At 64.3% G+C, this 25507-nt stretch carries 20 protein-coding genes; 7 read left to right on the top strand and 13 right to left on the bottom strand.

The window, feature by feature from the left end:
* The first annotated feature begins 53 nt into the window (after positions 1-53).
* On the top strand, positions 54-1358 hold the full coding sequence (locus G3N58_RS00435) for a hypothetical protein (protein WP_205998223.1): 1305 nt from the start codon (positions 54-56) through the stop codon (positions 1356-1358).
* Here the strand turns inward: G3N58_RS00435 and gmhB are convergent.
* The 6 genes from gmhB to G3N58_RS00405 all read right to left on the bottom strand — a co-directional run bounded on the left by gmhB (position 1336) and on the right by G3N58_RS00405 (position 8164).
* Positions 1336-1965 carry a D-glycero-beta-D-manno-heptose 1,7-bisphosphate 7-phosphatase gene (gene gmhB / locus G3N58_RS00430; protein WP_205998222.1) on the bottom strand — a complete coding sequence of 210 codons (630 nt, stop codon included), beginning with the start codon at positions 1963-1965 and terminating at the stop codon, positions 1336-1338. The genes G3N58_RS00435 and gmhB overlap by 23 nt on opposite strands.
* Positions 1955-2692, bottom strand: coding sequence for a nucleotidyltransferase family protein (locus tag G3N58_RS00425; RefSeq protein ID WP_167036388.1), 738 nt, complete (start codon positions 2690-2692; stop codon positions 1955-1957). The genes gmhB and G3N58_RS00425 overlap by 11 nt, the downstream gene beginning before the upstream one ends.
* Positions 2689-3276, bottom strand: coding sequence for an SIS domain-containing protein (locus G3N58_RS00420; protein ID WP_205998221.1), 588 nt, complete (start codon positions 3274-3276; stop codon positions 2689-2691). Before G3N58_RS00420 ends, G3N58_RS00425 begins: the two co-directional genes overlap by 4 nt.
* Positions 3273-4709, bottom strand: coding sequence for a dehydrogenase (locus G3N58_RS00415; RefSeq protein WP_346778223.1), 1437 nt, complete (start codon positions 4707-4709; stop codon positions 3273-3275). Before G3N58_RS00415 ends, G3N58_RS00420 begins: the two co-directional genes overlap by 4 nt.
* Positions 4651-5787 carry a DegT/DnrJ/EryC1/StrS family aminotransferase gene (locus tag G3N58_RS00410; protein ID WP_205192457.1) on the bottom strand — a complete coding sequence of 379 codons (1137 nt, stop codon included), beginning with the start codon at positions 5785-5787 and terminating at the stop codon, positions 4651-4653. Before G3N58_RS00410 ends, G3N58_RS00415 begins: the two co-directional genes overlap by 59 nt.
* Positions 5788-6583: 796 nt before the next feature.
* Positions 6584-8164 (bottom strand): methyl-accepting chemotaxis protein, encoded by a 1581-nt coding sequence (locus G3N58_RS00405; RefSeq protein WP_167282118.1) that lies wholly within the window; start codon positions 8162-8164, stop codon positions 6584-6586.
* Positions 8165-8508: 344 nt separating this feature from the next.
* On the opposite strand from G3N58_RS00405, the gene G3N58_RS00400 reads away from it, so the two are divergent.
* A complete protein-coding gene (locus G3N58_RS00400) occupies positions 8509-9609 on the top strand; it encodes a glycosyltransferase (RefSeq protein ID WP_205998220.1) in 1101 nt (366 codons plus the stop codon).
* Positions 9610-9767: 158 nt separating this feature from the next.
* On the opposite strand, the gene G3N58_RS00395 is transcribed toward G3N58_RS00400, so the two are convergent.
* The 3 genes from G3N58_RS00395 to G3N58_RS00385 are packed head-to-tail and all read right to left on the bottom strand — an operon-like array spanning position 9768 to position 13690.
* A complete protein-coding gene (locus G3N58_RS00395) occupies positions 9768-11648 on the bottom strand; it encodes a nucleoside-diphosphate sugar epimerase/dehydratase (RefSeq protein ID WP_167036376.1) in 1881 nt (626 codons plus the stop codon).
* 11 nt (positions 11649-11659) lie between these two features.
* The gene (locus G3N58_RS00390; RefSeq protein WP_205998219.1) at positions 11660-12682 is read right to left on the bottom strand and encodes a glycosyltransferase family 4 protein; all 1023 of its coding nucleotides are present in this window, start codon (positions 12680-12682) and stop codon (positions 11660-11662) included.
* Between the two features lie 48 nt (positions 12683-12730).
* Positions 12731-13690 (bottom strand): NAD-dependent epimerase/dehydratase family protein, encoded by a 960-nt coding sequence (locus tag G3N58_RS00385; protein ID WP_167036371.1) that lies wholly within the window; start codon positions 13688-13690, stop codon positions 12731-12733.
* 537 nt (positions 13691-14227) lie between these two features.
* Here G3N58_RS00385 and G3N58_RS00380 point away from each other — a divergent pair.
* The 4 genes from G3N58_RS00380 (at position 14228) to G3N58_RS00365 (ending at position 21285) form a co-directional block, all read left to right on the top strand.
* Entirely contained in the window at positions 14228-15208 is a 981-nt protein-coding gene (locus G3N58_RS00380; protein ID WP_205998218.1) for a glycosyltransferase, read from the top strand.
* Positions 15205-17376: a glycosyltransferase family 2 protein gene (locus G3N58_RS00375; protein ID WP_205998217.1), complete on the top strand. Its 2172-nt coding sequence runs from the start codon at positions 15205-15207 to the stop codon at positions 17374-17376. The genes G3N58_RS00380 and G3N58_RS00375 overlap by 4 nt, the downstream gene beginning before the upstream one ends.
* 97 nt (positions 17377-17473) lie before the next feature.
* A complete protein-coding gene (locus G3N58_RS00370) occupies positions 17474-20164 on the top strand; it encodes a glycosyltransferase family 4 protein (protein WP_241016444.1) in 2691 nt (896 codons plus the stop codon).
* Between the two features lie 71 nt (positions 20165-20235).
* A complete protein-coding gene (locus tag G3N58_RS00365) occupies positions 20236-21285 on the top strand; it encodes a glycosyltransferase family 4 protein (protein WP_345890991.1) in 1050 nt (349 codons plus the stop codon).
* An 84-nt stretch (positions 21286-21369) separates the two neighbouring features.
* Here G3N58_RS00365 and G3N58_RS00360 read toward each other — a convergent pair whose 3' ends face one another.
* From G3N58_RS00360 to G3N58_RS00345, 4 genes are read right to left on the bottom strand one after another with little or no spacing between them, the layout of a single operon-like run.
* The gene (locus G3N58_RS00360; RefSeq protein WP_167036356.1) at positions 21370-22260 is read right to left on the bottom strand and encodes a hypothetical protein; all 891 of its coding nucleotides are present in this window, start codon (positions 22258-22260) and stop codon (positions 21370-21372) included.
* On the bottom strand, positions 22257-22847 hold the full coding sequence (locus tag G3N58_RS00355; protein WP_205998216.1) for a histidine phosphatase family protein: 591 nt from the start codon (positions 22845-22847) through the stop codon (positions 22257-22259). Before G3N58_RS00355 ends, G3N58_RS00360 begins: the two co-directional genes overlap by 4 nt.
* A gap of 5 nt (positions 22848-22852) precedes the next feature.
* Positions 22853-23881: a glycosyltransferase gene (locus tag G3N58_RS00350; protein ID WP_241016937.1), complete on the bottom strand. Its 1029-nt coding sequence runs from the start codon at positions 23879-23881 to the stop codon at positions 22853-22855.
* A gap of 49 nt (positions 23882-23930) precedes the next feature.
* A complete protein-coding gene (locus G3N58_RS00345) occupies positions 23931-24920 on the bottom strand; it encodes a glycosyltransferase family 4 protein (protein WP_167036347.1) in 990 nt (329 codons plus the stop codon).
* A 291-nt stretch (positions 24921-25211) separates the two neighbouring features.
* Here G3N58_RS00345 and G3N58_RS00340 point away from each other — a divergent pair, with 291 nt between their 5' ends.
* The gene (locus G3N58_RS00340) at positions 25212-25505 is read left to right on the top strand and encodes a hypothetical protein (protein WP_241016446.1); all 294 of its coding nucleotides are present in this window, start codon (positions 25212-25214) and stop codon (positions 25503-25505) included.
* Positions 25506-25507 lie beyond the last annotated feature (2 nt).

The raw sequence follows: 25507 nt of genomic DNA, 5'->3' as shown, positions 1-25507 counted from the left end.
CCAACGTCAGCGGATAACTCATCAATACAGACTTCGTGTCCACGCGATCGGTTATGAGAACAGTTAAACGGATACTGCCCGCGTTAACCCTCTGTTTCAGTGCGGTAGCCCTCACAGCACATTGCGAAGAGCCGCCGCCGAATCTGGCCCCGCCTAATACGTCGGCGAGCCGTACTTTCGAGGCGACGCGCAACGGCAATCTCGGCGGCTCGACCTCGGTTTCCGACGTCAATATTCATACGCTGCTTTATCCGGGGCACACGACCAAGGTGCTTGCGCACTATTTGCCGTGGTGGTTCAACCCCGAATCGCGCGGTGTCGCGGTCGGCTATCGCTCGGACGATCCGGCGCAGGCGTTGCGCACCTTCAAGGACATGCACGCGCGCGGCGTCGATGGCGTGATCGTCGACTGGTACGGTCAGCACGATGCAAACGGCCAACCCGAACCGATCGACGTCGCGTGGCGCAAGTCGATGCCGGAACTGGAAAAATTCCCCGACATGTCGTTCTCGATCATGGTCGACGCCGGGACTTACAACTTCAATCATTGCAAGGGCTGCGACGTAACTCAGACCGTCCTTTCCCAGCTTGATTATTTGTCCCGCGCCTACTTTTCCTCCCGACAATATCTAAGGTATGACGGCCATCCGGTGGTCTACGAATTCGGCCTCGACTGGGCCGGCAAAGTCGACTGGTCGCGTATTCACGCCGCGCATCCCGAGATAGCCTGGGTTCACATCCACAAGCAGGGTTTCGACCGGGACGACAGCGCGGGCGCCTTCGTGTGGGTCGCCCCTGGCCTCGCGTCGCGGAAAACCGGCAGCGCGGATCTATCGCAACTGAAGGAGTTCTATCGATATGCGCGCACGGAGCCCGCGAAGATCGCAACCGGCGGCGTTTTCAAGGGCTTCGACGATCTGCTGGCCGCATGGGCGAAGCCCAACGAAAAGCATTACATGCCGCAAGCCTGTGGCGATACCTGGCTCGAAACCTTCGCTCTCGTCAACGAGGAGTACAGCGCGACGAACCAGTTGCCGTTTCTTCAGCTGATCACCTGGAACGACTACGAGGAAGGCACGGCGCTGGAGCCCGGGATCGACAACTGCGTCACGCTGCAGACACATCTTTCCGGCACTACGCTCGCCGTCGAACTGACCCATGCCGCGACCGTCGATCATCTCGAGCTTTATCAGGCGCTGGCGGACGGCGGCTTTCGTCTGATCAACCGGTACGCAGCGGCAACGTCCACGATCGCGCTGCCCGCGGGCACTTCCGGCACGCTCTATCTGAAAGCGGTCGGCAAGCCTTTCTTCAAGAATGTCGTCTCCGCGCCGATCACGCCCGGGCGGGCGGAGTGACGTCCGCAACAACGTCCGCAATGACGTCCGGCCGACGCCGCGGCTCGCTTGAGCGCGTCTGCCCGAACCGGTCGAACAGTTCGGACAAGCTGTCGATGCGCGAGCAAAGCGATGCGGTCAGTTCGTGCTCGTACTCGCCCGCCGGCGCCAGCAGGAAACGATGCGCGACGCCGGCGCGCGACGCGGCCTGCAAATCCGACGGTTTATCGCCGATCATCAGCGATCCGGCCATGTCCAGATCGAAGTCCGCGCGCGCCTGGTCGAACATGCCGGGTTGCGGCTTGCGGCACGCGCAGGCCTGCCGGTACTCGCCGATGCCGAACTCCGGATGGTGCGGGCAGTAATAGACCCGGTCGATGCGCGCTCCTCTGCTCTGGAATTCGCCGAGCATCCAGTCGGTGAACGCCTGAAACTGATCGACTGAGTAATAGCCGCGCCCGATGCCCGCCTGATTCGTCACGAGCACCACGACATAGCCCGCGTGATTCGCCATCCTCACGAGTTCGAAGATGTCTGCGAGGAACACGCATTCGTCCGGCTTGTGCAGATAGCCGACGTCGATATTGACGACGCCGTCCCGATCGAGAAACAGCGCTTTACGAGTCATGGGCGGATTGTTCGCACATCAGCGGCACCACGCGCTGGGCTCGCGCATAGTCCGACGGAATGCCGATATCGATGAACTCGGTGATCTCGGGAAAGACCCGGATGTCGAGCGCGTCGATCTGGCGGCGCAGGAAATCGTCTTCGAATGAAAACCGTTCGGGCAGCTCGAAACCGAGCAGGCGCGCGGCATCGACCGCGTACACGCCGGCATTGATGAACCCCGGCGCCTGCACGGGCCGCTTTTCTTCGAATGCGATCAGGCGCTTCGAGCCGGCGTCGAATTCGAGCGCGCCATATCGCGACGCATCGGACACGCGGGTCGCGGCAATGGCGAGATCGGCACCCGCCGCGTTGAAAAATTCCGCGAAGCCGGACAGGTCCAGGTCCGTGATCGTGTCGCCGTTCAGCACGATCATCCGGGGTGCGCCGCAGCGGCGCAGCGCATGCATGATCGCGCCGCCCGTGCCGAGCGGCTTGTCCTCTTCGATGACCGTCACGGACAATCCCAGCGACTGCCGCGCGAGCCAGCCGGTGATCTCGCCGCACCCATAACCGAGCGACAGCACGACGTCGGTCACCCGCTGCTGCTCGAGCCAGCGCAGCAGCCACGCGAGAAACGGCTGGCCGTCCACGCTGGCCATCGCTTTAGGCAGGCCTTCGCCGAGCACCGGCCGCAATCGCGTACCCAAGCCGCCCGCCAGAATCATGCACGGCAGCATCGTGCTCATGACGCGAAGATATTCTCTTCGACGATGCCGCACACGATATGGCCGCACACCAGATGGCCTTCCTGGATCTTCGGCGTGGACGTCGACGGAATCTCGATGCACAGCTCGGTGCGGGCGCGCATCATGGCCACGCCCTCGGGATGGCTGCCCGTGAAGCCGACGCGGAACATGCCGCGCTCCTTCGCGACATCGAGCGCATGCAGAATGTTCGGCGAGCGGCCGGAGGTCGAGTACGCCCAGAAGATGTCGCCGGGGCGGGCCACCGCTTCGATCTGCCGCGCAAACAGCTTCTCGTAGCCGTAGTCGTTGCCGATCGCCGTCATCACGGAAGTATCGACGGTCAGCGCGAACGCCGCCAATCCCGGCCGGTCGAAATTGAATCGGCTGACGAATTCGCCGGCAATATGCTGCGCGTCGGCCGCGCTGCCGCCGTTGCCGGCGAGCAAGACCTTGTTGCCGGCGCGCAGCGCTTTCGTGACCTGCTGCGCGAGCGCTTCGACGTTCCCGATCACCTGCGGACTGTTGGCAAGCGCGCTCAGAACCGCGACGGTCTTTTCGATCTCGTTGGTGACGGAAATGCTCACGATACTCTCCAGGATTGGGCACCGCTTTCGGTGAACGTGCAGGACATGACCTGACCCTCGCGGCTGGCCAGCGCACGCGTCACGGCCGGACGATCGATCGGGTCGACGATGAACATCATGAAGCCGCCGCCGCCCGCGCCCGAAACCTTGCCGGCTTTGGCGCCCGCATTGGTGGCGACGCGCCACAACTCGTCGATCGACGGATTGGAAATGCCTTTGGCCATGCGCTTTTTCGCCTCCCACGAGTCGCTCATCGAGGCGGCGATGCCGGCGAAGTCGGCGCGCAACACCGCCTCCTTCATCCGTGTCGCTTCCGCCTTGACTTCGTGAAGCGCGGCCAGCGGATCGGTCAGATTTTCGGTGACGTTGTTGCTCTGCTCCTTGATGATATTGGCCGATTCGCGCGATACGCCGGTGTAAAACAGCACGAGCGACGCTTCCAGTTCGGCCTTCGTATCCTGCTTGATGCGCAGCGGATTCACGATGACCTTGTCGCCGTAAAACTCCATGAAGTTCAGGCCGCCGAAGGTCGCCGCATACTGGTCCTGCTTGCCGCCCGCGAGCGCCAGATCGACCCGCTCGATGTCGTGAGCGAGTTTCGCGACGTCGTATTCGCCGAGCGGCAGCGAAAGCAGCTCGCAGAACGCCTCCACGAGCGCCACCACCACGGTCGACGACGAACCCAAGCCGGACCCCGGGGGCGCTTCGGAATGCGTAGTGATCGATACGGCCAGCGGATGCCCGCCATTGAATTGCTTGACGATCCGGTTGTACACGCCGACATGCAAACCGAGGCCCTTGATGGGCGGCAGTTCGGGAGAGATTTCTCCGATCCAGCGCACCTGCGTATCCGCGGCGGTCAGCTCGATGCGCGCGTCGTCGCGCGGCACGATCGACGCGTAGGCAAACCGGTCGATGGTTACGTTGAGCGTCAGTCCGCCGAACCGGTCGGAGTAAGGGGAGACGTCGGTTCCGCCTCCCGCCAGTCCAAGCCGCAGGGGTGCACGGGAGCGGGCGATAAAGTGCGCCATGATTTGTCCTTTCTCGGCAATAGAGCGGCCATGTGAACCAGTTACAAAAAGACAGCGCCATTCAGTCAGCAATCGGCCAATAGATAAGGAATGCTTGGCAATCGATTCGCATGCGCCGCCTCGCAACCCGCTTATCTGTCTGTCCAATACTGATTTGAAGCCACTTCTTCGAAACCAGACCGCAATCAAATGCATTAGTAAAACGAATGACATCGAACTCGTGGCACCGCCACTTCGATGGCCTGATCGATACGGAATCCGCGCGGGCGTGCGGCCTGGCTGCCTCGATACGTGAATGTCATAACCCGAGCCGCAACCGGAACCGTCGCCCGCGAGCGGGTTTTCAGACTTTTGTTTCCATCGAAATCTCCAATTTCGAGTCCTGCCTGACGAGGAAGTCACGCACGCGCTCGCAGATGAACGTGATGTCGTCGCGCATCAGCGCCGGATAGCTCGGCAAGTTGATGCCGCGGCTCCCGATCTCGTCGGCAATCGGGAAATGCTGGCCCGGCGCCGCATACATCGGCATTTGATGGACCGGATAGAAGACCGGCCGGGTTTCGATACCGTCGGCCCGAAGCGCATCGCGCAACGGGTCGCGGTCGCCGGCGTCGTCGAGGAGGATGGAGACCATCCAGTAGCTGTGCAGCGTACGCGGATGGACGCCATGCACCTGCAACGGCAAGCCGGCAAGGCCCTGCCGATACCATTCGGCGATTTGCCGCTTCTTCGCGATCAGGTCGTCGATGGATTCCATCTGTGCGCAGCCGATCGCCGCAGCCAGATTCGTCATCCGATAGTTGAAGCCGATCGCGTCGTGCCAGTACTCGCGCTCGCTGCTCACGCCCTGGCCGCGCAGATGGCGGATCTTCCGGTCGAGTTCGGCGTTATTGGTCACCACCATGCCGCCTTCGCCGGTCGTAATCGTCTTGTTGCCGAAAAAGCTGAAGCTGCCGATGTCGCCGATGGTGCCCACGTGCCTGCCGTCGAACCGCGTGCCGATGGCTTCGGCGCAATCTTCGATCACATACAGCGAGTGCTTTTTCGCGAGCGCCATGACCGCATCCATGTCGGTCGTCTGGCCATAGAGATGCACCACCATGATCGCCCTGGTGCGGCTGGTGATCTTGCGCTCGGCATCTTCGATGTCGATCTGCCAGTACGCGCGCTCGCTGTCGACGAACACCACGTCCGCACCGGTGTACTTCACCGCATTCGCCGACGCGATGTAGGTCAAGGTCGGAACCAGGACCTCGTCGCCCGGACCGATACCCAAGGCGGCCAGCGCAACATGCAGCGCGACGGTGCCATTGCTGACGGTAATCGCGTGCCGCGCACCGAGCCACGCGCCAAATGTCTCCTCGAACTGCCCGACGTATTTGCCCTTCGACGAAATCCACGTCGAGTCGAGACAGTCCATCACCAGCGCCTTCTCCCGACCATTGAGGTACGGAGCGTAGACGGGATATCGGATGTTCATAGTTGTTTCCTATTATCAACGGCTGAAACCAACGATAGGAAGACATGCCCGAGCAGCCAGAAGCCCGCTATCATGACCGCTCTCTCAACGCCCGCCGCCCCGTCTGTCCGGACTTCGAGCATCGTGTTCGTCTTGACGGACTGACGTTATTGTCGTTATCTCCACTGCGGCGGCTGGAAGATGGGTCGCGAATGCATGCTCGAATCTGGCATGCGCCCGCACCGATCGGTCAGCCTCAGGCAGAAGAGATGGGTTCTGCGTTTCACCCGGTCCCCGCGAAATCCGGGTCGAATGACGACAAGCCTGATGCATGCGTCGGGTCGCTCCCGACCGCTCGCGCCCGCGCTTCCGTTAGCAGCTAGATTAAGGTTCGATCTCCGCGCGATCCGTGCGCTGTACAACACAATATGAATTACCGCCGCGAATTAAATCGGCATGTATTTCGATGCGGCTATGGAGAAGAAATCGATGCGGCATTACCGAACATAATCGGCATGCATTCGGGAAAAGCCGACAGTGGCGGGCGGGAAGCCGATTGGCTTAATGCCGCTCAGGCAATTAATGCAAACGGGACCGTGGCCGCGCTATAGGTGCGCGATAGGTGCGCTATACACTGCGAACATCCAGTCCCGGCAATAAAGAAAAATGGCGCGGCAAAGCAGTGACTGTCTCGCGGAGCCCGCGCTTGAACTCGCTTGAACCCACGCTCGGGTCTGCCTGAACCCGGCGAGAACAGTCCCGTGGAATCGTCGGATATTTGACCGCTTTGCCGCCCCGCGCTCAGAGCCAGGGCCGGCTAGACCATCGCGTCATGGCTCGTCGCTTCGTCTGCCTCGAGGCGGAACACCGCGATCGCGTCCTTCAGGATGATCGCCTGCTCTTCCAGCGACTTCGCCGCGGCCGCCGCCTGCTCGACGAGCGCCGCGTTGTGCTGCGTGACTTCGTCGATCTGCGAGACCGCCTTGTTGACCTGCTCGATGCCATCGCTCTGTTCGAGCGCCGACGCTTCGATCTCGTTCATCACGCCGGTCACGCGCTCGACCGCGCTCATCGCCTCATGAATCGTCTTCTGCGCATCCGATACCAGCGTCGCGCCCTCGCCGACCTTGGCCGCCGATTCGCCGATCAGATCCTTGATCTCCTTGGCCGCAGCGCCCGAGCGCTGCGCGAGACTGCGCACCTCGGAGGCCACCACCGCGAAACCGCGCCCCTGCTCGCCCGCGCGCGCGGCTTCCACGGCCGCATTCAGCGCGAGGATATTGGTCTGGAACGCGATGCCCTCGATCATGCCGATGATCTCCGTGACCTTGCGCGACGATGCGCTGATGCCGTCCATCGTCTCCGTCACGCGCGACACCACCTTGCCGCCGCGCGTCACCGTATCGAGCGCGCCGTGCGCGAGACGGTTCGCCTGCCTCGCGTTGTCGGCGTTCTGCTTCACGGTTGCAGAAAGCTGCTCCATGCTCGCCGCGGTCTGCTGCAATGCAGCCGCCTGCTGCTCGGTGCGCGCGGACAGGTCCGCGTTGCCCGAGGCGATCTCGTTCGCGCCCTGGGTGATCGCGCTCGTGCTGCCGCGCACCTTCGCGACGGTGTCGACGAGGCCGTCGCGCATCCGCGTCAACGCGCCGAGCAACTGGCCCATCTCGTTGCGCGAACGCACCTTGATCGTGCTGCTCAGATCGCCGGCCGCGATACGCTCGAAGTGCTTGACCGTCACGTTGACCGGCTTGATCAGCGCCGCCGACAGCGCGATGCGCGCGCCCACGGCGATCACCAGCGCGAGCGCGCCGATCGCGACGAACAGCGCCGTCGCCAGCCGGAAACGCTGCGTGCCGGTCGCGGCCTGCCGATGCTGATTGCCGACCTGCGCGTTTTCGAGCGCGTCGATCGCCTTCGAGTAGGTCGTGTAGTAGCTGTTCGCGGTATCGCCCTGAATGTTGCGGAACGTGTTGAAGTCGAAGTCGGTGAGCGCCTTGAACTCGGGTTCGATCGCCTTGTCGACGAGCGCGGCGCGCGTCTCGCCGACGCTTTGCGCGAGCTTGCGCTCGGCGTCGCTCGCGAACGGTCCCGCCATGTAGTTGCGGAAGTCGTTGTTCGACTCGACCAGCAGCGTGTGCGCGGCGGGCAGCAGATCGTCGGTCTGCTTGCCGACGCTAAAGAGCGTCTGATAGGTGCCCAATGCGAGCTGCACCTGCAGAAGCTTTTCCGAGCTCGCCTTCAGATGCGAGAGCGCGATCTCGCTGCGCTGGGTGTCGTCGAGGCTGTTGTTGGCGAGCTTGAGCGCGCCGTAGCCGACGGCGATCACCGTCAGCAGAAAAGCGACGAATACGCTAATGACGAGCGTCAGGCCGCCACGAATGGTGATGTTGTTTAGCATGGAATCTCCGGAACGTCTTGCTTCATCGCGGCGAGCCAGGTTGGCCAGCGCACGCGCCGCCGCGCGACCGGTCGAGGAGCGTCGAACGCCAGCCGGCCACCGGTTGTTGCGCGCGACTTACACTTCGCCGCATCCAAGGTTTACGGTCGCGCGGCGCGTGCGGCGCATTAGGGGAATCCATGAGAAGCGAGCACTGACGAGGCTCAGCGGCCCGTTTTCGGGCGTTTTCCCCTCACTATCCGGGATTTTTTCGCGCCACCGCTGAAAGCTTCGCGGCCGCGTCGCACGCGGGTCGGCCGTGGTTTCGTTTGTATAATTCCGCGTCTTCGCTCAGGCCCACTTTCATGCTCAGTTTTGCGCTCGGCTTTCTCGTTTCTCTGCTGATCACGCTGTTGATCGTGCGCTATGCGCATCTGCATGAAAAATTCTCGACCGATAGCGATCTCGCCGGCGTGCAGAAATTCCATGCGCGCCCGGTGCCGCGCATCGGCGGGACCGGCATCCTGATCGGGCTGATCGTCTCGGCCGTGCAATTGCATCACGCGTATCCGGCCGTCTCGGGCGGCATCCTCGGCCTGATCGCCTGCGGCATGCCCGCGTTCGGCTCGGGCCTCGTCGAGGACCTGACCAAGCGCGTCTCGCCGCTCGCGCGTCTCGTCTGCACGATGGCGGCCGCCGCGCTCGCGTTCCTGCTGCTCGACATCGCGGTCACGCGCATCAGCGTGCCGCCACTCGACTTCCTGCTCTCGTACGTGGCGATCTCGTTCGCGGTCACGGTACTCGCGGTCGCCGCGCTCGCCAACGCGATCAACATCATCGACGGCTTCAACGGCCTCGCCTCGATGGTCGCGTTCATGATGTTCGCCTCGCTCGCCTACGTCGCGTTCCAGGTGTCCGATCCGGTCGTGCTGTCGGCCTCGTTCATGATGATGGGCGCGGTGCTCGGCTTCTTCATCTGGAACTTCCCGGCGGGGCTGATCTTTCTCGGCGACGGCGGCGCCTACTTCATCGGCTTCATGCTCGCCGAACTGTCGATCCTGCTCGTGATGCGCAATCGCGACGTGTCCGCGTGGTATCCGGTGCTGCTCTTCATGTACCCGATCTTCGAGACCTGCTTCTCGATCTACCGCAAGAAGTTCATTCGCGGCATGTCGCCGGGCATCCCCGACGGCGTGCATCTGCACATGCTGGTCTACAAGCGCCTGATGCGCTGGGCCGTCGGCGCGCGCACCGCGCGCGAGCTGACCCGGCGCAACTCGCTGACCTCGCCGTACCTGTGGCTGCTGTGCCTGATCGCGGTCGTGCCGGCGACGCTGTTCTGGCGGCACACGCTGCATCTGTTCTGCTTCGTCGTGGTGTTCGCGGCGACGTATGTGTGGCTTTATGTGAGCATCGTGCGTTTCAAGTCGCCAAGGTGGATGGTGGTGAGGAAGACGAAGCACTGAGCGGAAAGCGGAAACGACAAAGGCGCCCGAGGGCGCCTTTTCTTCTGGCTTCGATTCTGCGGGCTTCGCTGATTCCGGCTTCGCCGATTCGGCGCGAACGACCGGCTTTATCCGGCGCGAAACAAACCACCGGCGAAATGCCGATGCCCGCGCCCGCGCTACGACACCCGCGTCGCCGGCGCCACGCTGCGCAGCGTCGCCGCCGTCGCCGGCTGATACTCGGGCACCCAGCGGCGCAGATCGCGCCGCACCTCGTCGTCGGACGGCACGCGGTGCTGCATGAGCCACGGCAGCAGATTGTCGATCAGGCTGTCCGGCACCTCGCGCGCCTGCGCGATGCGCAGCTTCGGATGCGGCGTGCGCGTGGTCGTTTCGTCGTCCGCGAGCAGTTCCTCGTAGAGCTTTTCGCCGGGCCGCAGGCCCGTGAACACGACGCGAATCTGCTCCTCGGTAAAGCCGTACAGGCGGATCAGATCGTGCGCGAGATCGGCGATACGCACCGGCTTGCCCATGTCGAGAATAAAGATTTCGCCGCCGCGCCCCATGCTCGATGCCTGCAGCACGAGTTGCGACGCCTCGGGAATCGTCATGAAGAAACGCGTGATCTCCGGATGTGTGACCGTGACCGGCCCGCCGCGCGCGATCTGCTCCTGGAACTTCGGAATCACGCTGCCGGCGCTGCCGAGCACGTTGCCGAAGCGCACGGTTTCGAATTGCGTGCGCCGCGCGCCCTGGTGCTGCAGCGCCGAGCACGCCATCTCGGCGAGCCGCTTGCTCGCGCCCATCACATTGGTCGGGTTGACGGCCTTGTCGGTCGAAATCAGCACGAAATGCGCGACGTCGTGGCGGATCGCCGCGCGCGCCACGCGATACGTGCCGAGCACGTTGTTGCGCACGGCCTGCCAGGTGTTGACCTCTTCCATCAGCGGCACGTGTTTGTAGGCGGCCGCATGGAACACGATGTGCGGGCAGTAGCGCCCCATCACCTGGTCGAGCAGCAGCGAGTCCTTCACGTCGCCGATGAGCGGCACCACCGAGACTTCCGGATACTTGTCGCGCAGCTCCTCGTTCAGGCGATAGATCGAGAACTCGGAGATGTCGAACGCGACCAGCTGCACCGGGCCGAAACGCAGGATCTGCCGGCACAGTTCCGAGCCGATCGAGCCGCCCGCGCCCGTCACCATGACGACGCGGTTCTTCAGCAGCGCTTCGACGTGCTCGGTGTCGATCATCACCGGATCGCGGCCGAGCAGGTCTTCGAGATCGATCTGGCGCACCCGCGAGAGGAAGGCCTGGCCTTGCGTGAGCGAGGTCAGCGCGGGCAGCGTCATGGCCCGCACGCCGGCGCGCACGCACAGCGTCGCGATGCGCCGGTGCGCTTCCACCGAGGCCGACGGCACCGCGATGATGACGTGCTCGACCTTCAGGTCGGCGCTGATTTTCTGCAGATCGCTCATCGTGCCGAGCACGCGGTAGCCGTAGATTTCACGGCCCTGCTTGACCGGATCGTCGTCGAGCAGGCCGACGAGGCGCCATTCGCCCGAGCGCTTCAGCTCGCGCACGAGGTTCGCGCCGGCATTGCCGGCGCCGAGCACGAGCACCGGCTTGCCCTGGCCGACGAGGCCGCCGTAGCGGTAGAACTCCTTGGCCGCGCGATAGAGCGCGCGCGAGCCGCCCATCGTCAGGAACAGCAGCATCGGCGAGACGACCAGCACCGAGCGCGGCACGATCGGCACCGGCTGCAGCAGCGCCGAGCCGATCATCACGACGAGCGCGCCGACGCCGATCGCCTTGGCGATCCGCACGAGATCGGGCAGGCTCGCGAACACCCACATGCCGCGATAGAGCCCGTAGCTGCGAAACATCACCGCGTAGATCAGCAGTACCCACACGAGCGCATGCAGCCCGCTCGACCAGAACGGCGCGGGCACCGGACCGTTGAAGCGGATCACATAAGCGAGCAGCCAGGCCATGGCCACCGCGCACAGGTCGAACGCAAACGCACTGAACGAAAGCCATCGGGCTTTGAATGTTTTCATTGCGCAGAACCTCAGATTTGCCCGGAACCGGACACATGGCGCCGCCAGCGGCAATCAATCCACAGCCCCGCGACGACGAGCACGGCAGCCCATGCGACGACAACCAGCCATTGATGCAGCAGATCGAACTGTAGCGTCCAAACAGCAAGCATTATGCCCGCCGCCATAAACAAATACCAAATCCAGGCGGTCGACGCGTGGCCTAAACCCGACTGCACCAGTCTTTGATAGTAGTGTTCGCGGTGCGCCTGCCAAAATTTTTCGCCACGCAGCAAACGCTTAAGGAGCGTGACCGAGGCATCGCCGATAAACGGCGCGAAGCACAGCGCCGGAAACCACACAGGCCACGCGCCCTCGCGCCAGCCCCAGTAGCCGAATGCGCCGGCCAGAAAGCCGAGCGGGATCGAACCGGCATCGCCGAGAAAGATGCGCGCCGGGTGGAAGTTGAACAGCAGAAAGCCCAGCGCCGCGCCCGCCACGATCACGCTCGCCGCCGCGAGCGCGGCGTCCGGATGCGCCGCCAGCGACGCCGCCACCGCATAGCCGCCGAAGCCGAACAGCGCCATGCCGCCCGCGAGGCCGTCGGAGCCGTCCATGAAGTTGTACAGATTGACGAGCCACACGAGCAGCACCGCCATGCCCGCGAGCGCCCACCACGGCACGTCGGCCGGATAGAGCGCGACCAGCACCGCCACCGCCGCCGCATGGCCGCCGAAACGCACGCGCGCGGGCAGGCCGCGGCGATCGTCGATCTGCGAGAGCGCGGCGAGCAGTGCGGCGACCAGCGCGGGCAGCCATAGCGCCGGAGCCGCGACGGCGATCAGCAACACCGCCACCGGCACGATGCCCCAGCCGCCGACGCGCGGCGTCGGCCGCGTGTGCAGCGAGCGGTCGTTGGGGATGTCGGTGGCAAGCCGCCACGCGAAGCCGGTGCGCAGCAGCGCCCAGAGGATCGCGGCGCAGGCGCCGAACGCGGCGAGGCCCCAGGGCAGCAGCGGGACGAGAGCAGAAACGAAGTGCGAAGCGGTCGGCATCGATAGTGAATGAGTTCGGCGCGGGCTCGGTGCGAATGCGAGGCGCGCTCAGTGCGTGGAGCGATACCACGCGGCGGTCTCGAGCAGCCCATGCTCGACCGTATGCGGCGGATACCAGTTCAGACGCTCGCGGATATGCGAGCTGTCGAGGCGCAATTCGCCGATCAGCCGGTCGATCTGCGCCGAGCGTCCGGTCATGCGGCCCGCGAGGCGCAGCACGCCCGCCGGCACCGGCACGAGCCGCGCGGGCGCATGCAGCGGCGTCGCGAGCGCGCGCGCGAGTTCCGGCACGCTGAGGTCGCGCCCGTCGGTCACGTGGAAGGTCTCGCCGGCCGCGCGCGGATCGGTCACGCAGTGCACGAGCGCGTCCGCGAGGTTGTCGACGAACACGAGGCTGCGGCGCGCGGTGATCGCGCCGAGCGGCAGCGGAATGCCTTTGGCGAGCGCGTTCATCAGTTGCAGGAAGTTCGCGCGCACGCCCGGTCCGTAGACGAGCGGCGGCCGCACGATCACGATCTCGAGACCCGAGGCGCGGCCATAGTCGACGAGCGCGCGCTCGGCTTCCAGTTTCGAGATGCCGTACGGGTCGGATGGCGCGGCCTCGTCCGTTTCGCCAAGCGGCCGGCCCGGGCTGGCTTCCCCGATCGCCTTGACGCTGCTCACGAACACGAAGCGCCGCGCGCCCGCGCGCCGCGCCGCGGCCGCGACGCGCAGCGAGCCTTCGACGTTGGTCGCACGATAGGCCGCGAGCGGATCGACCACGGTCTCGTTCATCACATGCACGCGCGCGGCGAGATGGACCACCGCATCGCAATGCAGAGCGACCGGCCAGCGCTGCTCGATGCCCTCGAAGTCGTGCGTATCGAGCAGCCATTCGTCGACACCGACGGCCGCCGTCTGCGCGCGGCGCACCGCGCCGACGACCCGGTCGCCGCGCCGCAGCAGCGCGCGCGACACCGCCTTGCCGACAAAGCCGTTGGCACCGGTCACGAGAACGAGCAGGCTCATCGGCGAGCTCCGCTCGCATCCGGCCCGCACCGCGCGCGCGAGTGCGCGCCATCAAGGCTCGCCCCTGCCGCATGCGGCAGGAAACGCGGATCAGACACGATACAATCTGGCATCGACGGGGCTTTCTCGGAAGTCGGGTTGGGAACGTATTGTATGCGGTATGCGGGCCACGCCCGCCACGGCTCCGGCGCGCGGGCACGAGGCGCTAGAATGGCCGCGCTACCGGTAGCATCCGACGCGAGGCCGACGCTTCGGGCCGTGATGATAAAACGGACGTGTACCCGCTGGCGCCCCGTTCGTACACTTCGTAACAACTCAAACATATTCGCGCATGTGGAATTCGTGGTATCGATCCAACGTGCTCGACAACAGCACAAGCAGGCCCGCCGCCGGGCCGCGTGAGCGGACAACCGCCCGCACGCCGGAGCGAGCGCCGGCATGAGGCCACCCGCGCGGGGCGGCCGCAACCCAGGACATGCGCGGCACCACGCGCGCGTCTGAAGACAAGAACCTGTTTGAGCCAAAAGAGCGCCACCTATGAAAGTGCTGTTCGCCACTTACCCGATGGCTTTCCATACCCCAGGCGGCGGAGAGATCCAGTTGCTGGCGTATCGCAAGCATCTGCCCGCGCACGGCGTGGACGTCACGCTGTTCGATCCGTGGAATCCGCGTTTTCTCGAGCACGACGTCGTGCATTTCTTCTCGTGCGTCGGCGGCTCGGTGCACTTCTGCAACTTCGTCAAACAGATCGGCTTGCCGCTCGTCGTGTCGTCGAGCCTCTGGGTGACGGCAGAAACGAAGCATCTCTATCCGATCGGCGAAATCCATCAGCAGTTTCTTCTCGCGGACCGCGTGGTCGCCAACTCGGAAATCGAGTGCGACACGCTCGCCCGCATCTTCGATCTGCCGCGCGAGAAATTCGTCAGCGTGCTCAACGGCGTCGAGCAGAGCTTTTACGAGCCGGTCGCGCCCGAACTGTTCCGCCGCGAAACCGGCATCGACGGCCGCTTCGTTCTCAACGTCGGCAACATCGAGCCGCGCAAGAACCAGCTCGCGCTGATCCGCGCGATGAAATCGTTCCCCGAACTGAAGCTCGTGCTGATCGGCCATCAGCGCGACCCCGAATATGCGCGGGCGTGCTTCGCCGAAGGCGGCGCCCAGCTCGTCTACGCGGGCACGCTCGCGCACGATTCGCCGGTGCTGCGCTCGGCCTACGCGGCCTGCGAAGCGTTCGTGCTGCCGAGCACGCTCGAAACGCCGGGGCTGGCCGCGCTCGAAGCGCATGCGGCGGGCGCGCGCATTGCTGTGACGAAAGTCGGCTCGACCGAGGAATACTTCGCGCAGCACGTCGCCTATCTCGATCCGTCCGACGTCGACAGCATCGCGGCGGCGCTGCGCGCGGCGCTCGCGCAACCGCGCGGCGGCGCGCCTCGCCCGGGCGGCACGGTGCGCGATCTGACCTGGCAGGCCGTGCTGTCGCCCCTGAAAGCTCTCTATGATTCCCTGCTGACAAAATGAATAATTTCGAACTTCGTCCTCTGAATAACGTCGAGACCTCCCCGAATCCCGGGTTCGCATGGAAGGCGACCAATGGCGATCCGCAGTTCGAACTGACGGGCTGGGAAGAACTGTCGGGGCGCGCCGCGCGCATCTCGTTCGAACTCGTTAAAGAAGACATGCCGGCCTCGCCGTGCCTGATCTATTTCGACGCGGGCGCGGGCATGTCGGAACATACGACGATCAGCCTCGCGGTCGGCGCCGACGGCAAGGTCGACCAGGTCGTGGCGTTCCCGCCGCTCGCCGGCCCGCTGCGGCTCGACCCGATCGCGCGCTCGGGACTGTTCTCGCTGAAAAACTTCAGGCTCGAACCCGTGGCGGACGGCGACTGCCCGGCCGAACTGCTCGAACGCGCGCGCCGGATGGCCGCGTGGGGCGGCGGCGCGCAGCCGGCGCCGCCGCCGAGCGTCGGCCATACGTATCAGGAGTGGATCGAGCGGCACGAGCCGCCCGCCTCGCTCTACCCGGAGTTGCGCGCGCGCTCGAAAACGTGGGCGCGGCAACCGCTCATCAGCATCGTCATGCCGACCTACAACACGCCGGCGAAGTGGCTGCGCAAGGCGATCGATTCGGTCATCGACCAGGTCTACGAGAACTGGGAGTTCTGTATCGCGGACGACTGCTCGACGAACCCCGAAGTGAAGCAGGTGCTGGACAGCTACGTCGCGCAAGACCCGCGCATCAAGGTCGCGTACCGCGCGACGAACGGCCATATCAGCACCTCGAGCAATACGGCGCTCGAACTGGCGGTAGGCGAATTCGTCGGCCTGCTCGATCACGACGACGAACTGCATCCGCTCGCGCTCTACTGCATCGCCGAGGTCGTCAACGCGCATCCCGACGCGGCGGTGATCTATAGCGACGAAGACAAGATCTCGATCGACGGCGTGCGCTCGGACCCGTACTTCAAGTGCGACTTCAACTACGATCTGTTTCTGAGCCAGAACATGATTTCGCACTTCGGCGTGTACCGCACGTCGGTCATGAAGGAAGTCGGCGGCTTTCGCACCGGCTTCGAGGGCTCGCAGGACTACGACCTCGCGTTGCGCGTGATCGACCGCGCCGGTCATCACAGCGTGCACCACGTGCCGCGCGCGCTCTATCACTGGCGCATGATTCCCGAAAGCACGGCGGCCGGCCACGAAGCCAAGCCGTATGCGCACATCGCGGCGATGCGCGCGCTCGACGAACACCTCGCGCGCAACGGCATCAAGGCGCACACCGAGCACGCGCCGGGCACCGACGCGTTCAACAAGGTCGCCTACGACCTGCCGGACACGCTGCCGTCGGTCGAGATCATCATTCCGACGCGCGATTCCGCAGGGCTCGTCGAGCAATGCGTGGAATCGGTGCGGCGCAAATCGAGCTACCCGAACTTCCGCATCACGATCATCGACAACGGCTCGGTCAAGCAGGAAACGCACGACCTGTTCGCGCGCCTGCGGGAAGACGGGCGCATCGGCATCGTGCGCGACGATTCGCCGTTCAACTACTCGGCGCTGAACAATCGCGTCGCGCTCGCGAGCACGGCGGACTTCGTCTGCCTGATGAACAACGACATCGAAGTGATCAACGGCGACTGGCTGGAGGAAATGGTGGCGCTCGCGCTGCAGCCGAACGTCGGCGCGGTCGGCGCGAAGCTGCTGTATCCGGACGACACGATCCAGCACGGCGGCGTCGTGCTCGGCGTCGGCGGCATTGCGAGCCACGCGCACAAGCATTTCCCCAATTCGAACCCGGGCTATTTCGCGCGCGCGCGCCTGCGCAACACGATGAGCGCCGTGACCGCCGCGTGCCTGCTGATCCGCCAGTCGATCTACCAGGAGGTCGGCGGCCTCGACGAACAATTACACGTCGCCTACAACGACATCGATTTTTGCCTACGCGTGAGGCAGGCGGGCTACCGCAATGTGTGGACGCCCTACGCCGAGCTTTATCATCACGAATCGGCAACTCGCGGCGCCGAAGACACACCCGAAAAAATCAGCCGCTTTAACCAGGAATCCGAGTTGGTCAGACAGCGCTGGGGGCATCTGCTGATGAACGATCCGTGCTACTCGCCCAATCTGACACTGACTGCCGACGACTTTTCCTTCGCCTGGCCTTCAAGGGTTGCAAATTTTGACTAATCTGGGACCAAAAAAAAATAAGACCGGATGGCTGGCGGAATATCGCCACCCGTCGCCGGGGGAACTTTTCTGCCTGCCGAGCGCGATCTACTTTCTGATGAAATTCAGAGGCGATCTCGCGCGCTTCAATTCCAAAGCGCTCGACGACCGGATCACGCTGTACTTCTGGTGGGAAATGTCGGCACGGGAAACGTATCCGGACTTCAACTGGGTGCTGCGGCACGAAGACCTCGAATATCTGCGTCAGCTTGACAACGACACGCTGATCGAGCGTCACCCGAGCGCCGTCGCGTACTGGCTCGGCTCGACGAGGCCGAGCGTGCTCGACACCAAGCACCTGAGCGAAACGCTGCTCGAGCCGGAAACCGTGCTCGCGGAAGCCGGCCTGCAATTGCCGAAGCTCGTGACGATGATCGTGCGCAATCGCGGCGATCTTTCGCAGGCGTTCAGGCTCGATACGCTGACCGGCTATCTGAACGCCCTCAACTGGTGGGACGAGTACGGCCAGCGCGACTGTCCGCGCGTCACGTGGCGCCCGCCGGTCGAGTGGCCCGCGCTGCTCGCGCCGATCGACGCGCCCGGTTCCGGCGCGATGCCGCTGCCCCGCTTTCTCGCGCTCGTCACGACCGAGCGACCCGATCTGCGCGCCGCCTTCGACCTGAACAGCTTCACGTCGCGGCTCGCGTGCCTGAGCTGGTGGGAAGACCACGGCCAGCGCGAATATCCGCGCATCAAGTGGTCGCTGCCGCCGATCGGCGGCGCGATGCTCGAGCCCGAGCGGATTCCCGCCGACGGCGGTCCCTACGTGCCGCACTTCCTCGCCGAAATCTATCGGGAACGGCCGGACCTGCAGGCGTCCTTCGACCTGGATTCGCTCAAGGGGCGGCTCAACTGCCTGTCGTGGTGGATCGAAGATGGCCAGCGGCAGTACGGCGCGGCCCGCTGGGTGCCGCCCACGACGCCCGCGCGGATGTTCGATCCCGAATGGGGCGCGCACCCCGACTGGCTGCCGGTGCCGCACTTCCTGCGGCTTCTGCAAGGCGAGCGCGAGGACCTGCAGGCGCTCTGCTCGCTCGACAGCTTCACCGGACGCCTGAAGTGCCTGTCGTGGTGGGCCAAGCACGGCCAGCAGCAATATCCGGTGCTGCGCTGGACCATCCCGCCGCTGCCGGACGCCCTGTTCAGCCTCGAAGCCGGCGCGCAGGGCGCGTTGCCGCTGCTGCCGCGCTTCCTGCTGCTGATCTGGAACGAGCGTCCCGACCTGCAGGGATCGTTCGATCTGCACAGCTTCAGCGCGAGGCTCGGCTTCATTACGTGGTGGGACAAGCACGGCCACGACGAGTATTACGCGCTTCAATGGTCGCCGACCCATCTCGCCGAAGAACTCGCGCGAATCGACGACGAGCAGCCGGCCGACGATACGCTGCTGCCGCGCTTCCTCACGATGATCGCGAGCGACCGCCCCGATCTGCGCGAGGTGTACGACCTGAACACCGCGCAGGGCCGCGATCAGCTCGTGCACTGGTGGAACAAGTGCGGATCGGCCGAATACCCGCTCGTCGGTTCGCTGAAGGTGCAGTGGGCCGACAGCGCCGACGGTTCCGACGAGGACGACGACAGCGCTGACGGCAGGCCCGAACCGGCCCGCTATCACGCGCGCGTCGCCGGGGCCTACGAGTTCGGCGTCAACGTGATCGGCTTTCCGCAAGGCGTGCTCGGCCTCGGCGAAGACGCGCGCATGGCCGCGCGCGTGCTGCAGCTCTCGTCCACGCCGGTTACGCTGGTCAATGCGCCGATGGCGGGACCGGCACGGCTCGACAACTCGGTCGATCATCTGATCAGCGAGGAACTGAAGTACAACGTGAGCCTGATCTGCCTGCCCGCGCCGGAGATGGTGCGTCTCGCGCTGGAAGGCGGCCGCAAGCTGATCGACGCGCCGACCCACAAGATCGGCGCGTGGCCGTGGGAACTGCCCCACTGGCCGGACGCGTTCGGCAACGTGCATCACATGGTCGACGAAATCTGGGCGCAGAGCCGCTTCGTGCAGAGCGTGTACAGCCGGCTCGGCAACACGCCGGTCTATCACATGCCGATGGCGGTCGAGGTGCCCGCGCCGCTGGCCGCGCAACGCGAACGCTTCGGCCTGCCGGGCGACGAGTTCCTGTTCTACCTGATGTTCGACGGCAACTCTTGGTTGAGCCGCAAGAACCCGCTCGCGGGCGTGCAGGCGTTCAAGCAGGCCTTCGGCGAGCGCTCGCCGGGCGTCGGGCTCGTGGTCAAGGCGATGAACGTGCGCGACGACGATCCCGTGTGGCGCGCGGTGCTCGATCTGGCCGCGGGCGACAGCCGCATCCACATCGTCTCGGAGCGTCTGAGCCGGCAGGATTCGACCGACTTCATGGCCTGCTGCGACGCCTATATTTCCCTGCATCGCAGCGAGGGCTTCGGCCGCGTGATCGCCGAAGCAATGGTGCTCGGCCAGCCGGTCGTGGTCACGAACTTCTCGGGCAACGTCGACTTCTGCGAGCCCGACACCGCTTTTCTCGTGGACGGCGAACTCGTTCCGCTGCGCCCGGGCGACTATCTGTTCGCCGAAGGCCAGTACTGGTGCGATCCGGATGTATCGATCGCGGCCGAACAGCTCAAACGTATGATCGACGATGCGCCGCTCCGCGAGCGCATCGCACAGGCGGGCAAGGCGCGGATCGAGCGCGATTACTCGGTCGAAGCAGTTGCGCGCGCCTATGCCCGACGATTGGCCGACATTGTCGAGGTAACAGCGAAATGACGCTACGAGTGTGTGCTCCGGACATTTTCTCGGGCGATGCGGTGGGCAACCACTGCATCGGATTCGTTCGAATGGCTGAACGTCTCGGCATGCCGGCCGAGATGTATGCCAGCGGGTTCGACGAGGGAACCCACGGAGTACGCCCGCTCGACGCGTTATTCGACGAAGTCGCCCGGGACGACGTGGTCCTGCTCAGCTACTCGATCTTCGATCCGTATCTCGAACGGATTCTCGCGCTCGACTGCCGGAAAATCTGCTACTTCCACGGCGTGACCGATCCGCAACTGCTGCGCGCGCTCGAACCGCGCACCGCGCAGCTGTGCGAGCAGGCGCTCGCGCAGCTGCCACTGCTCGCGCGCTTCGACATGGTGGTCGCGAATTCGCTCAACACCGCGCAAAGCCTCGCCGGCAACGTCGCGGCGAGCGCAATCAGGATCGTGCCGCCGGTCTTTCCCGACATGTACGTGTTCCGGCGCGAGCCGCCGCACAAGAGCCGCAAAAGGCCCGCGCCGAATCTGCTGATGGTCGGCCGGGTGGTGCCGCACAAGCGCATCGAGGACGGCATCGGCATTCTCGCGCTGCTCAAGCAGTGCGAGTTCAACGCGACGCTCAGTATCGTCGGCAGCACGCCGAACTACGATTATCTGAAGTTCCTGATCAATCACGCGCGCAGCCTCGGCGTGCTCGAACAGGTCGACTTCAAGGGCATGCTCGACGACGCCGATCTGTTCGAATGCTACGAAAGCACCAACGGCCTGCTCGCGATGAGCCGCCATGAGGGCTTCTGCGTACCGGTGCTCGAAGCGATGCACTACGGCAAGCCCGTGTTCGTACGCGGCGGCACGGCCGCCCACGAGATCTGTCCGCCCGACTGCGTGTTCGACGCCGAGGCCGAACTCGCAACGTGGGTCGCGCCGCTGATGCAGCGCCTCGGCCAGGCGGGCGGGCGCTGTTCCGTCGACATGGACTATGTGAAGCACGCCGACGGCGTGCTGCAACGTGCCAGCGACGAGGTCTGGAGCACGATTTTCGCTGCTATCGGTGTGGCGAGCGCGGCTGCGCGTTCGCCGGCGCGGCCGCACGCGGCGGTTGCGGCCGCGCTGCACGTCGCGAAGAAATAAGCGGCAACGGCGCGTTATCGATCGAGGCGGAGCCGAGGCCGAGTCGAGGCAAACCCAGGCACCCCGCCCCGCTCCCGCGCGGCGTTACTTGCCGCGCCGCTCGAAGTCGATCGGCTGCCCCGTATGCGGATGCGGCGTGAACGAAAAGTGCGCGCGCACGTACTTCTGCGACAGCGTGCACAGCAGGTTCATCAACTCGATCTGCCCGGCCGGAAAAACGGCCTCCCGGTCGGCGGCCTCGATCGGCTTTTGCATATAGCGCACGATGTCCTTTTCGAAATCGCTGACGCAATAGTCGAGCACCGCATCGCCCTCGATCGGATACGCGGCGACCTTCACGTCGCGATGCAGCGACAGATACGTGCTGAAAAGCCGCTCGGCCACGAACGGCAGGAATGGTGCGTCATCCGAATGAATCGTGGGTTCGAGCACGCCGCGCGCAGCTTCCGTGTCGCTTTGCGTTTCGAGGAAGGTCGCAATCGGTTCGAGCACCTTGCCGACATAGTTCTCCCAGAACGACTGCGAGCCGACCCAGAAATTGCAATAGCACAGCGTATCCGCCGACTGCCGCGGCGCCTCGCGCAGATTCCAGCCGATCCCGCATGCGTCGAGCAACGCCTGGCTGCGCTCGACGAGCCCCGGGTGCGCATGCTCGCCCTGCATCCACGCGGTGTACGAGAAATAGGCGAGCTGCGGAAACGGGTTAAGCATGCAGACGTCGGCATCGAGATTGGCCTGCACGAACTCGAGAAAACGGCTGCCGTCGATGCGCGCCTTCAACGCGAACTTCGGCGAAAAGAGCGCCGTGAAGTCCTGCTGCAAATGCACGCCCTTGCGGTACATGTCGACGAGAATGTAGAACTCGCGCCAGGCCGCGTGCTCGTTGTTGCGCAGCACGAGCGGATGAAAAGCCGGTTCGGACAGCACCTGCCCCGGCGCGTATAGCGGCTCGAAAATCCGGATCGATGCACTCATGACAACCCCGCGATCTGCAGATAGAAGTTTCCGTTATGCGGGTTCTGCCGGAACAGCGTGATCGAAGCGTTCGGCACCAGCACGTTGGGGAATCGGGACAGCGGAACGTTCAGCAGGTACTGCGAGATCACCGAGATCGGTCCGGCATGGCAGACGGCGGCAATCAGGCCGGGCTTGTCCGCATGGCGCAGCACTTCTTCCTCGACCCAGTTCACCGAGCGCGCGGCCAGTTCGAGATGCGACTCGCCGCCTTCGTAACGGTCCGACAGATGCTTGCCCCAGTCGGGAAACGCCACGCGAAAATCCTCGGCCTTCCAGGTCGCGAAGCGACCCGCATTGGTTTCGCCGAGACGCGCGTCGACGGTCCAGTCGCTCCGGTCCTTGAACAGCACTTCGGTGGTTTGCAGCGCGCGGCGCCACGGGCTCGAAAACACGCGATCGGGCACGAGGCCGCGGCCTTCCATCAGCGCGCGCAGCTTCGCGGCCTGGTCGAGGCCGTGTTCGGTCAACTCGTCCTGCTCGGTCGAGTTCAGCAGCCCGGCCACGTTGGCGAACGACTGGCCGTGGCGAATCAGAAGAAGATCCATAAAAGTTAGTTACGCAAAGACCTGGAAGACGGGTTGGAGGCGGGGTCGGGCAATGCCTTCAGGAACATCGCCGAAATGCGCCGCACGCTGAAGCGGTCGAACACGTCGGCATAGGCATGCTCGCGGATCGCCTGGCGCAGCGGCGCGTCGCGCAGCATGTCTTCGAGCGCCTGGGCCCAGCCCTCTGCCGTATTCGGCGCGATATAGCCGGTCACGCGATGCCTGACGTTCTCGCGATAGGTCGGGCAATCGGAATAGATGCTCGGAATGCCGAGGCTGCCGTAATCCGCGTATTTGATCGGCGACTTGCACGAGTTGAAGAACAGCGTCTCGGGGTCTTCTTCCGCGCCGAGCGGAACGATCGCGAACGTATAGCCTTCGTCGCGAATCGCCTTCTTGTACTCGATATTGCTGCGGCTGCCGCGATGCGTCACCCGCGGAATCGAATGAAGCTCGGGAAACGGATCGCCCCAGAAATCGATCAGGACGTGTTCGTTGCGCGTGAGAAAGCTTCTCAGCGTCGCGAAGAAATCCTTGCGGAAATGAACGAGCTTGATGCCGTCGAGGTTCGAGAAGATGATCTTCGGCGGCTGCGCTTCCGTCCACAATTCGGGCGAAAGATCGAAAGCCTGATGATCGAAACCGTTGGGGATAATGAGCACGTCGTCGGAACGCCGCACCTTGCGCATGCGCTCCTGCAGCAGCGGGTTCGACGCGGTCGCCGCGCTCGCCTCGCGAATCATCGCGAGCACGTTGTAGAGCACGTCCTCGTTCATTTCGAGGACGCTCCACGACGGCAGATCGAGCAGCCAGTCGTCGAGATCGTAGATCGTATGAAGACCGAGTTCGTTCGCCATCCGCATGATCTGCAGCGACAGGTTCGAGACGTGCTTGTTGAACAGCACGACGTCGAAGCGATGCAGATGGCTCACGCCGACGTCCGCTTCCGAAATCTGCTCCCACTCGATCATCTGATGCCGCTGCATATACGACAGCAAAGGCGCGAACCGCGCGCCGATCGTGCGCGAACTCATCCGCCCATCGGTCATGGAGCGCCGCTGGACCACCAGCAGGCGAGGAATCTTAGGAGTGTGTGAGGCCGGCATCGATCAGGTGTCTGATGAGGTCTGCGGCTACCGTGCTCGACGAATGCCGTGCATAGACCCGTTCGTAATTGCTTTCAATCTTCGCATCCCGCTCCGTGTCGGAAAGGGCTGCCTGAAGCGCGGGAACGATGTCCGTCGCGCGGGTGGAAGCCGCGTACCAGACATTGCCGCCGAAGTGCTCGCGCTGCCACTCCCCATCGACCATGACGAGCGGCTTCTTCACGAATGCGCCCTCGAGACACGAGCGGCCCGGCGGATCGAAGCTCGGCTCCGCGACCACGAGCGCGTTGGCGAGCGCGGAGCGCAGCAACGCGCTGCATGGCTGGATGAACGGCAGAAAGTGGATGCCGCGATGCGCCTCGCTCATGCATTGCCGGTTGTATTCCTCGTCGCGGAAGCCGCCGACCATGAGCCCGTTCAGTTCGAGGCGGTTCAGCGCGCGAATCAGTTCGAGCTGGTTCTTGACCGGCTCGATCAGGCCGAGACACAGCACGTAGTCCGAGACATCGCAGACCGTGGGCAACAAATCCTTGTCGGCTGGCGCAAGGAACCGGTCGGAGATACCGGAGCCGACCACCACGCATTTGTCGGCATCGACGGCGATATGCGCGTTGAAATGAGCGAGTTCGGTCGCGGACTTGAAGAGCAGCCGGTCGGCACGCCGCACGAACGCCCCGATCCGGCTGATTTCGGCGGCGTCGGGCGGGCTCAGCCACCAGACGTTGGGCCAGAGAAAGAGCTTCTTGCCGTGATTGACCGTCTCGCGAACGATCGCCTCGCCGTCCGCATGAACGGAGAAGTGCATGACCGCGTCGTAAAAGCGCAGCGGGCGGCTGCGGATGCCGTAAATGTCGGCCTGTACATCCGAATCGTTGAGGAGTTCGGCGACCTGCACGAGCTCCGACTCACCACCACCGCTCGTCATGAACGCGGTACTGTGAGTGGTCAGGAGAATCTTGAAATGCATATTGCGGGCTCCGTCCCGAATCGTGGGCTTTGGCCTTCCGCGGGACGCTGCGCAGTCCCGGCGCCGGTCGTCAGCGGGAGAGGCTCGGACCGTTGTCGGCAGGGGCTCGATTTTACGCCAAAACATCGTGCAAACGGCCGCTGTCGCGGCGCGCCAGCGCTCTCGCCGCGAGGCCGTCCGTCACGTTTATCGAAGCGCCTCGCGATAGCGGGCGCCGCACCTTGCCGCAGTGGCCGCACCGGCTTCGCGCGCTGCCCTTGGCGACGACGAATATTTTGTAAGCAACCGTAAATGGCGGCGCAACATCCCGAAGTCGCAGCACTCATTGCCGAACGTGACGGATATCGCAACTCGCTGCCAACCGGCATGCCGCATTTTTCGAATCTCGGCGACGTGCCGCCCGGCCACGACTATTCGCCAATTCCGTCGATTCCGGATATCCAGCAGAACGAAGCACGTCTCTTCGGCAACGTCGCACGCACGCATACGTTCATGGGCCACTTCCACACCGACCTGATGAACGCGCGCATACCGCTTTTCATGCGCAACCCCGGCGCGAGTTTCCGGATCAGGAAGGCGCGTTAAGC

This window comes from Paraburkholderia sp. Ac-20342 (assembly GCF_017104985.1).
GTDB lineage: Bacteria > Pseudomonadota > Gammaproteobacteria > Burkholderiales > Burkholderiaceae > Paraburkholderia.
The sequence above is the reverse complement of the archived record's forward strand: the minus strand, read 5'-3'. Positions and strand labels throughout refer to the sequence as shown.

Excerpts from the sequence above, each read along its gene's own strand:
- G3N58_RS00400 (WP_205998220.1), top strand. The coding sequence starts at position 8,509 with ATGCTCAGTTTTGCGCTCGGCTTTCTCGTTTCTCTGCTGATCACGCTG.
- G3N58_RS00375 (WP_205998217.1), top strand. The coding sequence starts at position 15,205 with ATGAATAATTTCGAACTTCGTCCTCTGAATAACGTCGAGACCTCCCCG.
- G3N58_RS00435 (WP_205998223.1), top strand. The coding sequence starts at position 54 with ATGAGAACAGTTAAACGGATACTGCCCGCGTTAACCCTCTGTTTCAGT.
- G3N58_RS00425 (WP_167036388.1), bottom strand. The coding sequence starts at position 2,692 with ATGAGCACGATGCTGCCGTGCATGATTCTGGCGGGCGGCTTGGGTACG.
- G3N58_RS00340 (WP_241016446.1), top strand. The coding sequence starts at position 25,212 with ATGGCGGCGCAACATCCCGAAGTCGCAGCACTCATTGCCGAACGTGAC.
- G3N58_RS00370 (WP_241016444.1), top strand. The coding sequence starts at position 17,474 with ATGAAATTCAGAGGCGATCTCGCGCGCTTCAATTCCAAAGCGCTCGAC.
- G3N58_RS00380 (WP_205998218.1), top strand. The coding sequence starts at position 14,228 with ATGAAAGTGCTGTTCGCCACTTACCCGATGGCTTTCCATACCCCAGGC.
- G3N58_RS00385 (WP_167036371.1), bottom strand. The coding sequence starts at position 13,690 with ATGAGCCTGCTCGTTCTCGTGACCGGTGCCAACGGCTTTGTCGGCAAG.
- G3N58_RS00410 (WP_205192457.1), bottom strand. The coding sequence starts at position 5,787 with ATGAACATCCGATATCCCGTCTACGCTCCGTACCTCAATGGTCGGGAG.
- G3N58_RS00345 (WP_167036347.1), bottom strand. The coding sequence starts at position 24,920 with ATGCATTTCAAGATTCTCCTGACCACTCACAGTACCGCGTTCATGACG.
- G3N58_RS00395 (WP_167036376.1), bottom strand. The coding sequence starts at position 11,648 with ATGAAAACATTCAAAGCCCGATGGCTTTCGTTCAGTGCGTTTGCGTTC.
- G3N58_RS00390 (WP_205998219.1), bottom strand. The coding sequence starts at position 12,682 with ATGCCGACCGCTTCGCACTTCGTTTCTGCTCTCGTCCCGCTGCTGCCC.
- G3N58_RS00350 (WP_241016937.1), bottom strand. The coding sequence starts at position 23,881 with ATGAGTTCGCGCACGATCGGCGCGCGGTTCGCGCCTTTGCTGTCGTAT.
- G3N58_RS00365 (WP_345890991.1), top strand. The coding sequence starts at position 20,236 with ATGGCTGAACGTCTCGGCATGCCGGCCGAGATGTATGCCAGCGGGTTC.
- G3N58_RS00355 (WP_205998216.1), bottom strand. The coding sequence starts at position 22,847 with ATGGATCTTCTTCTGATTCGCCACGGCCAGTCGTTCGCCAACGTGGCC.
- G3N58_RS00360 (WP_167036356.1), bottom strand. The coding sequence starts at position 22,260 with ATGAGTGCATCGATCCGGATTTTCGAGCCGCTATACGCGCCGGGGCAG.
- gmhB (WP_205998222.1), bottom strand. The coding sequence starts at position 1,965 with ATGACTCGTAAAGCGCTGTTTCTCGATCGGGACGGCGTCGTCAATATC.
- G3N58_RS00405 (WP_167282118.1), bottom strand. The coding sequence starts at position 8,164 with ATGCTAAACAACATCACCATTCGTGGCGGCCTGACGCTCGTCATTAGC.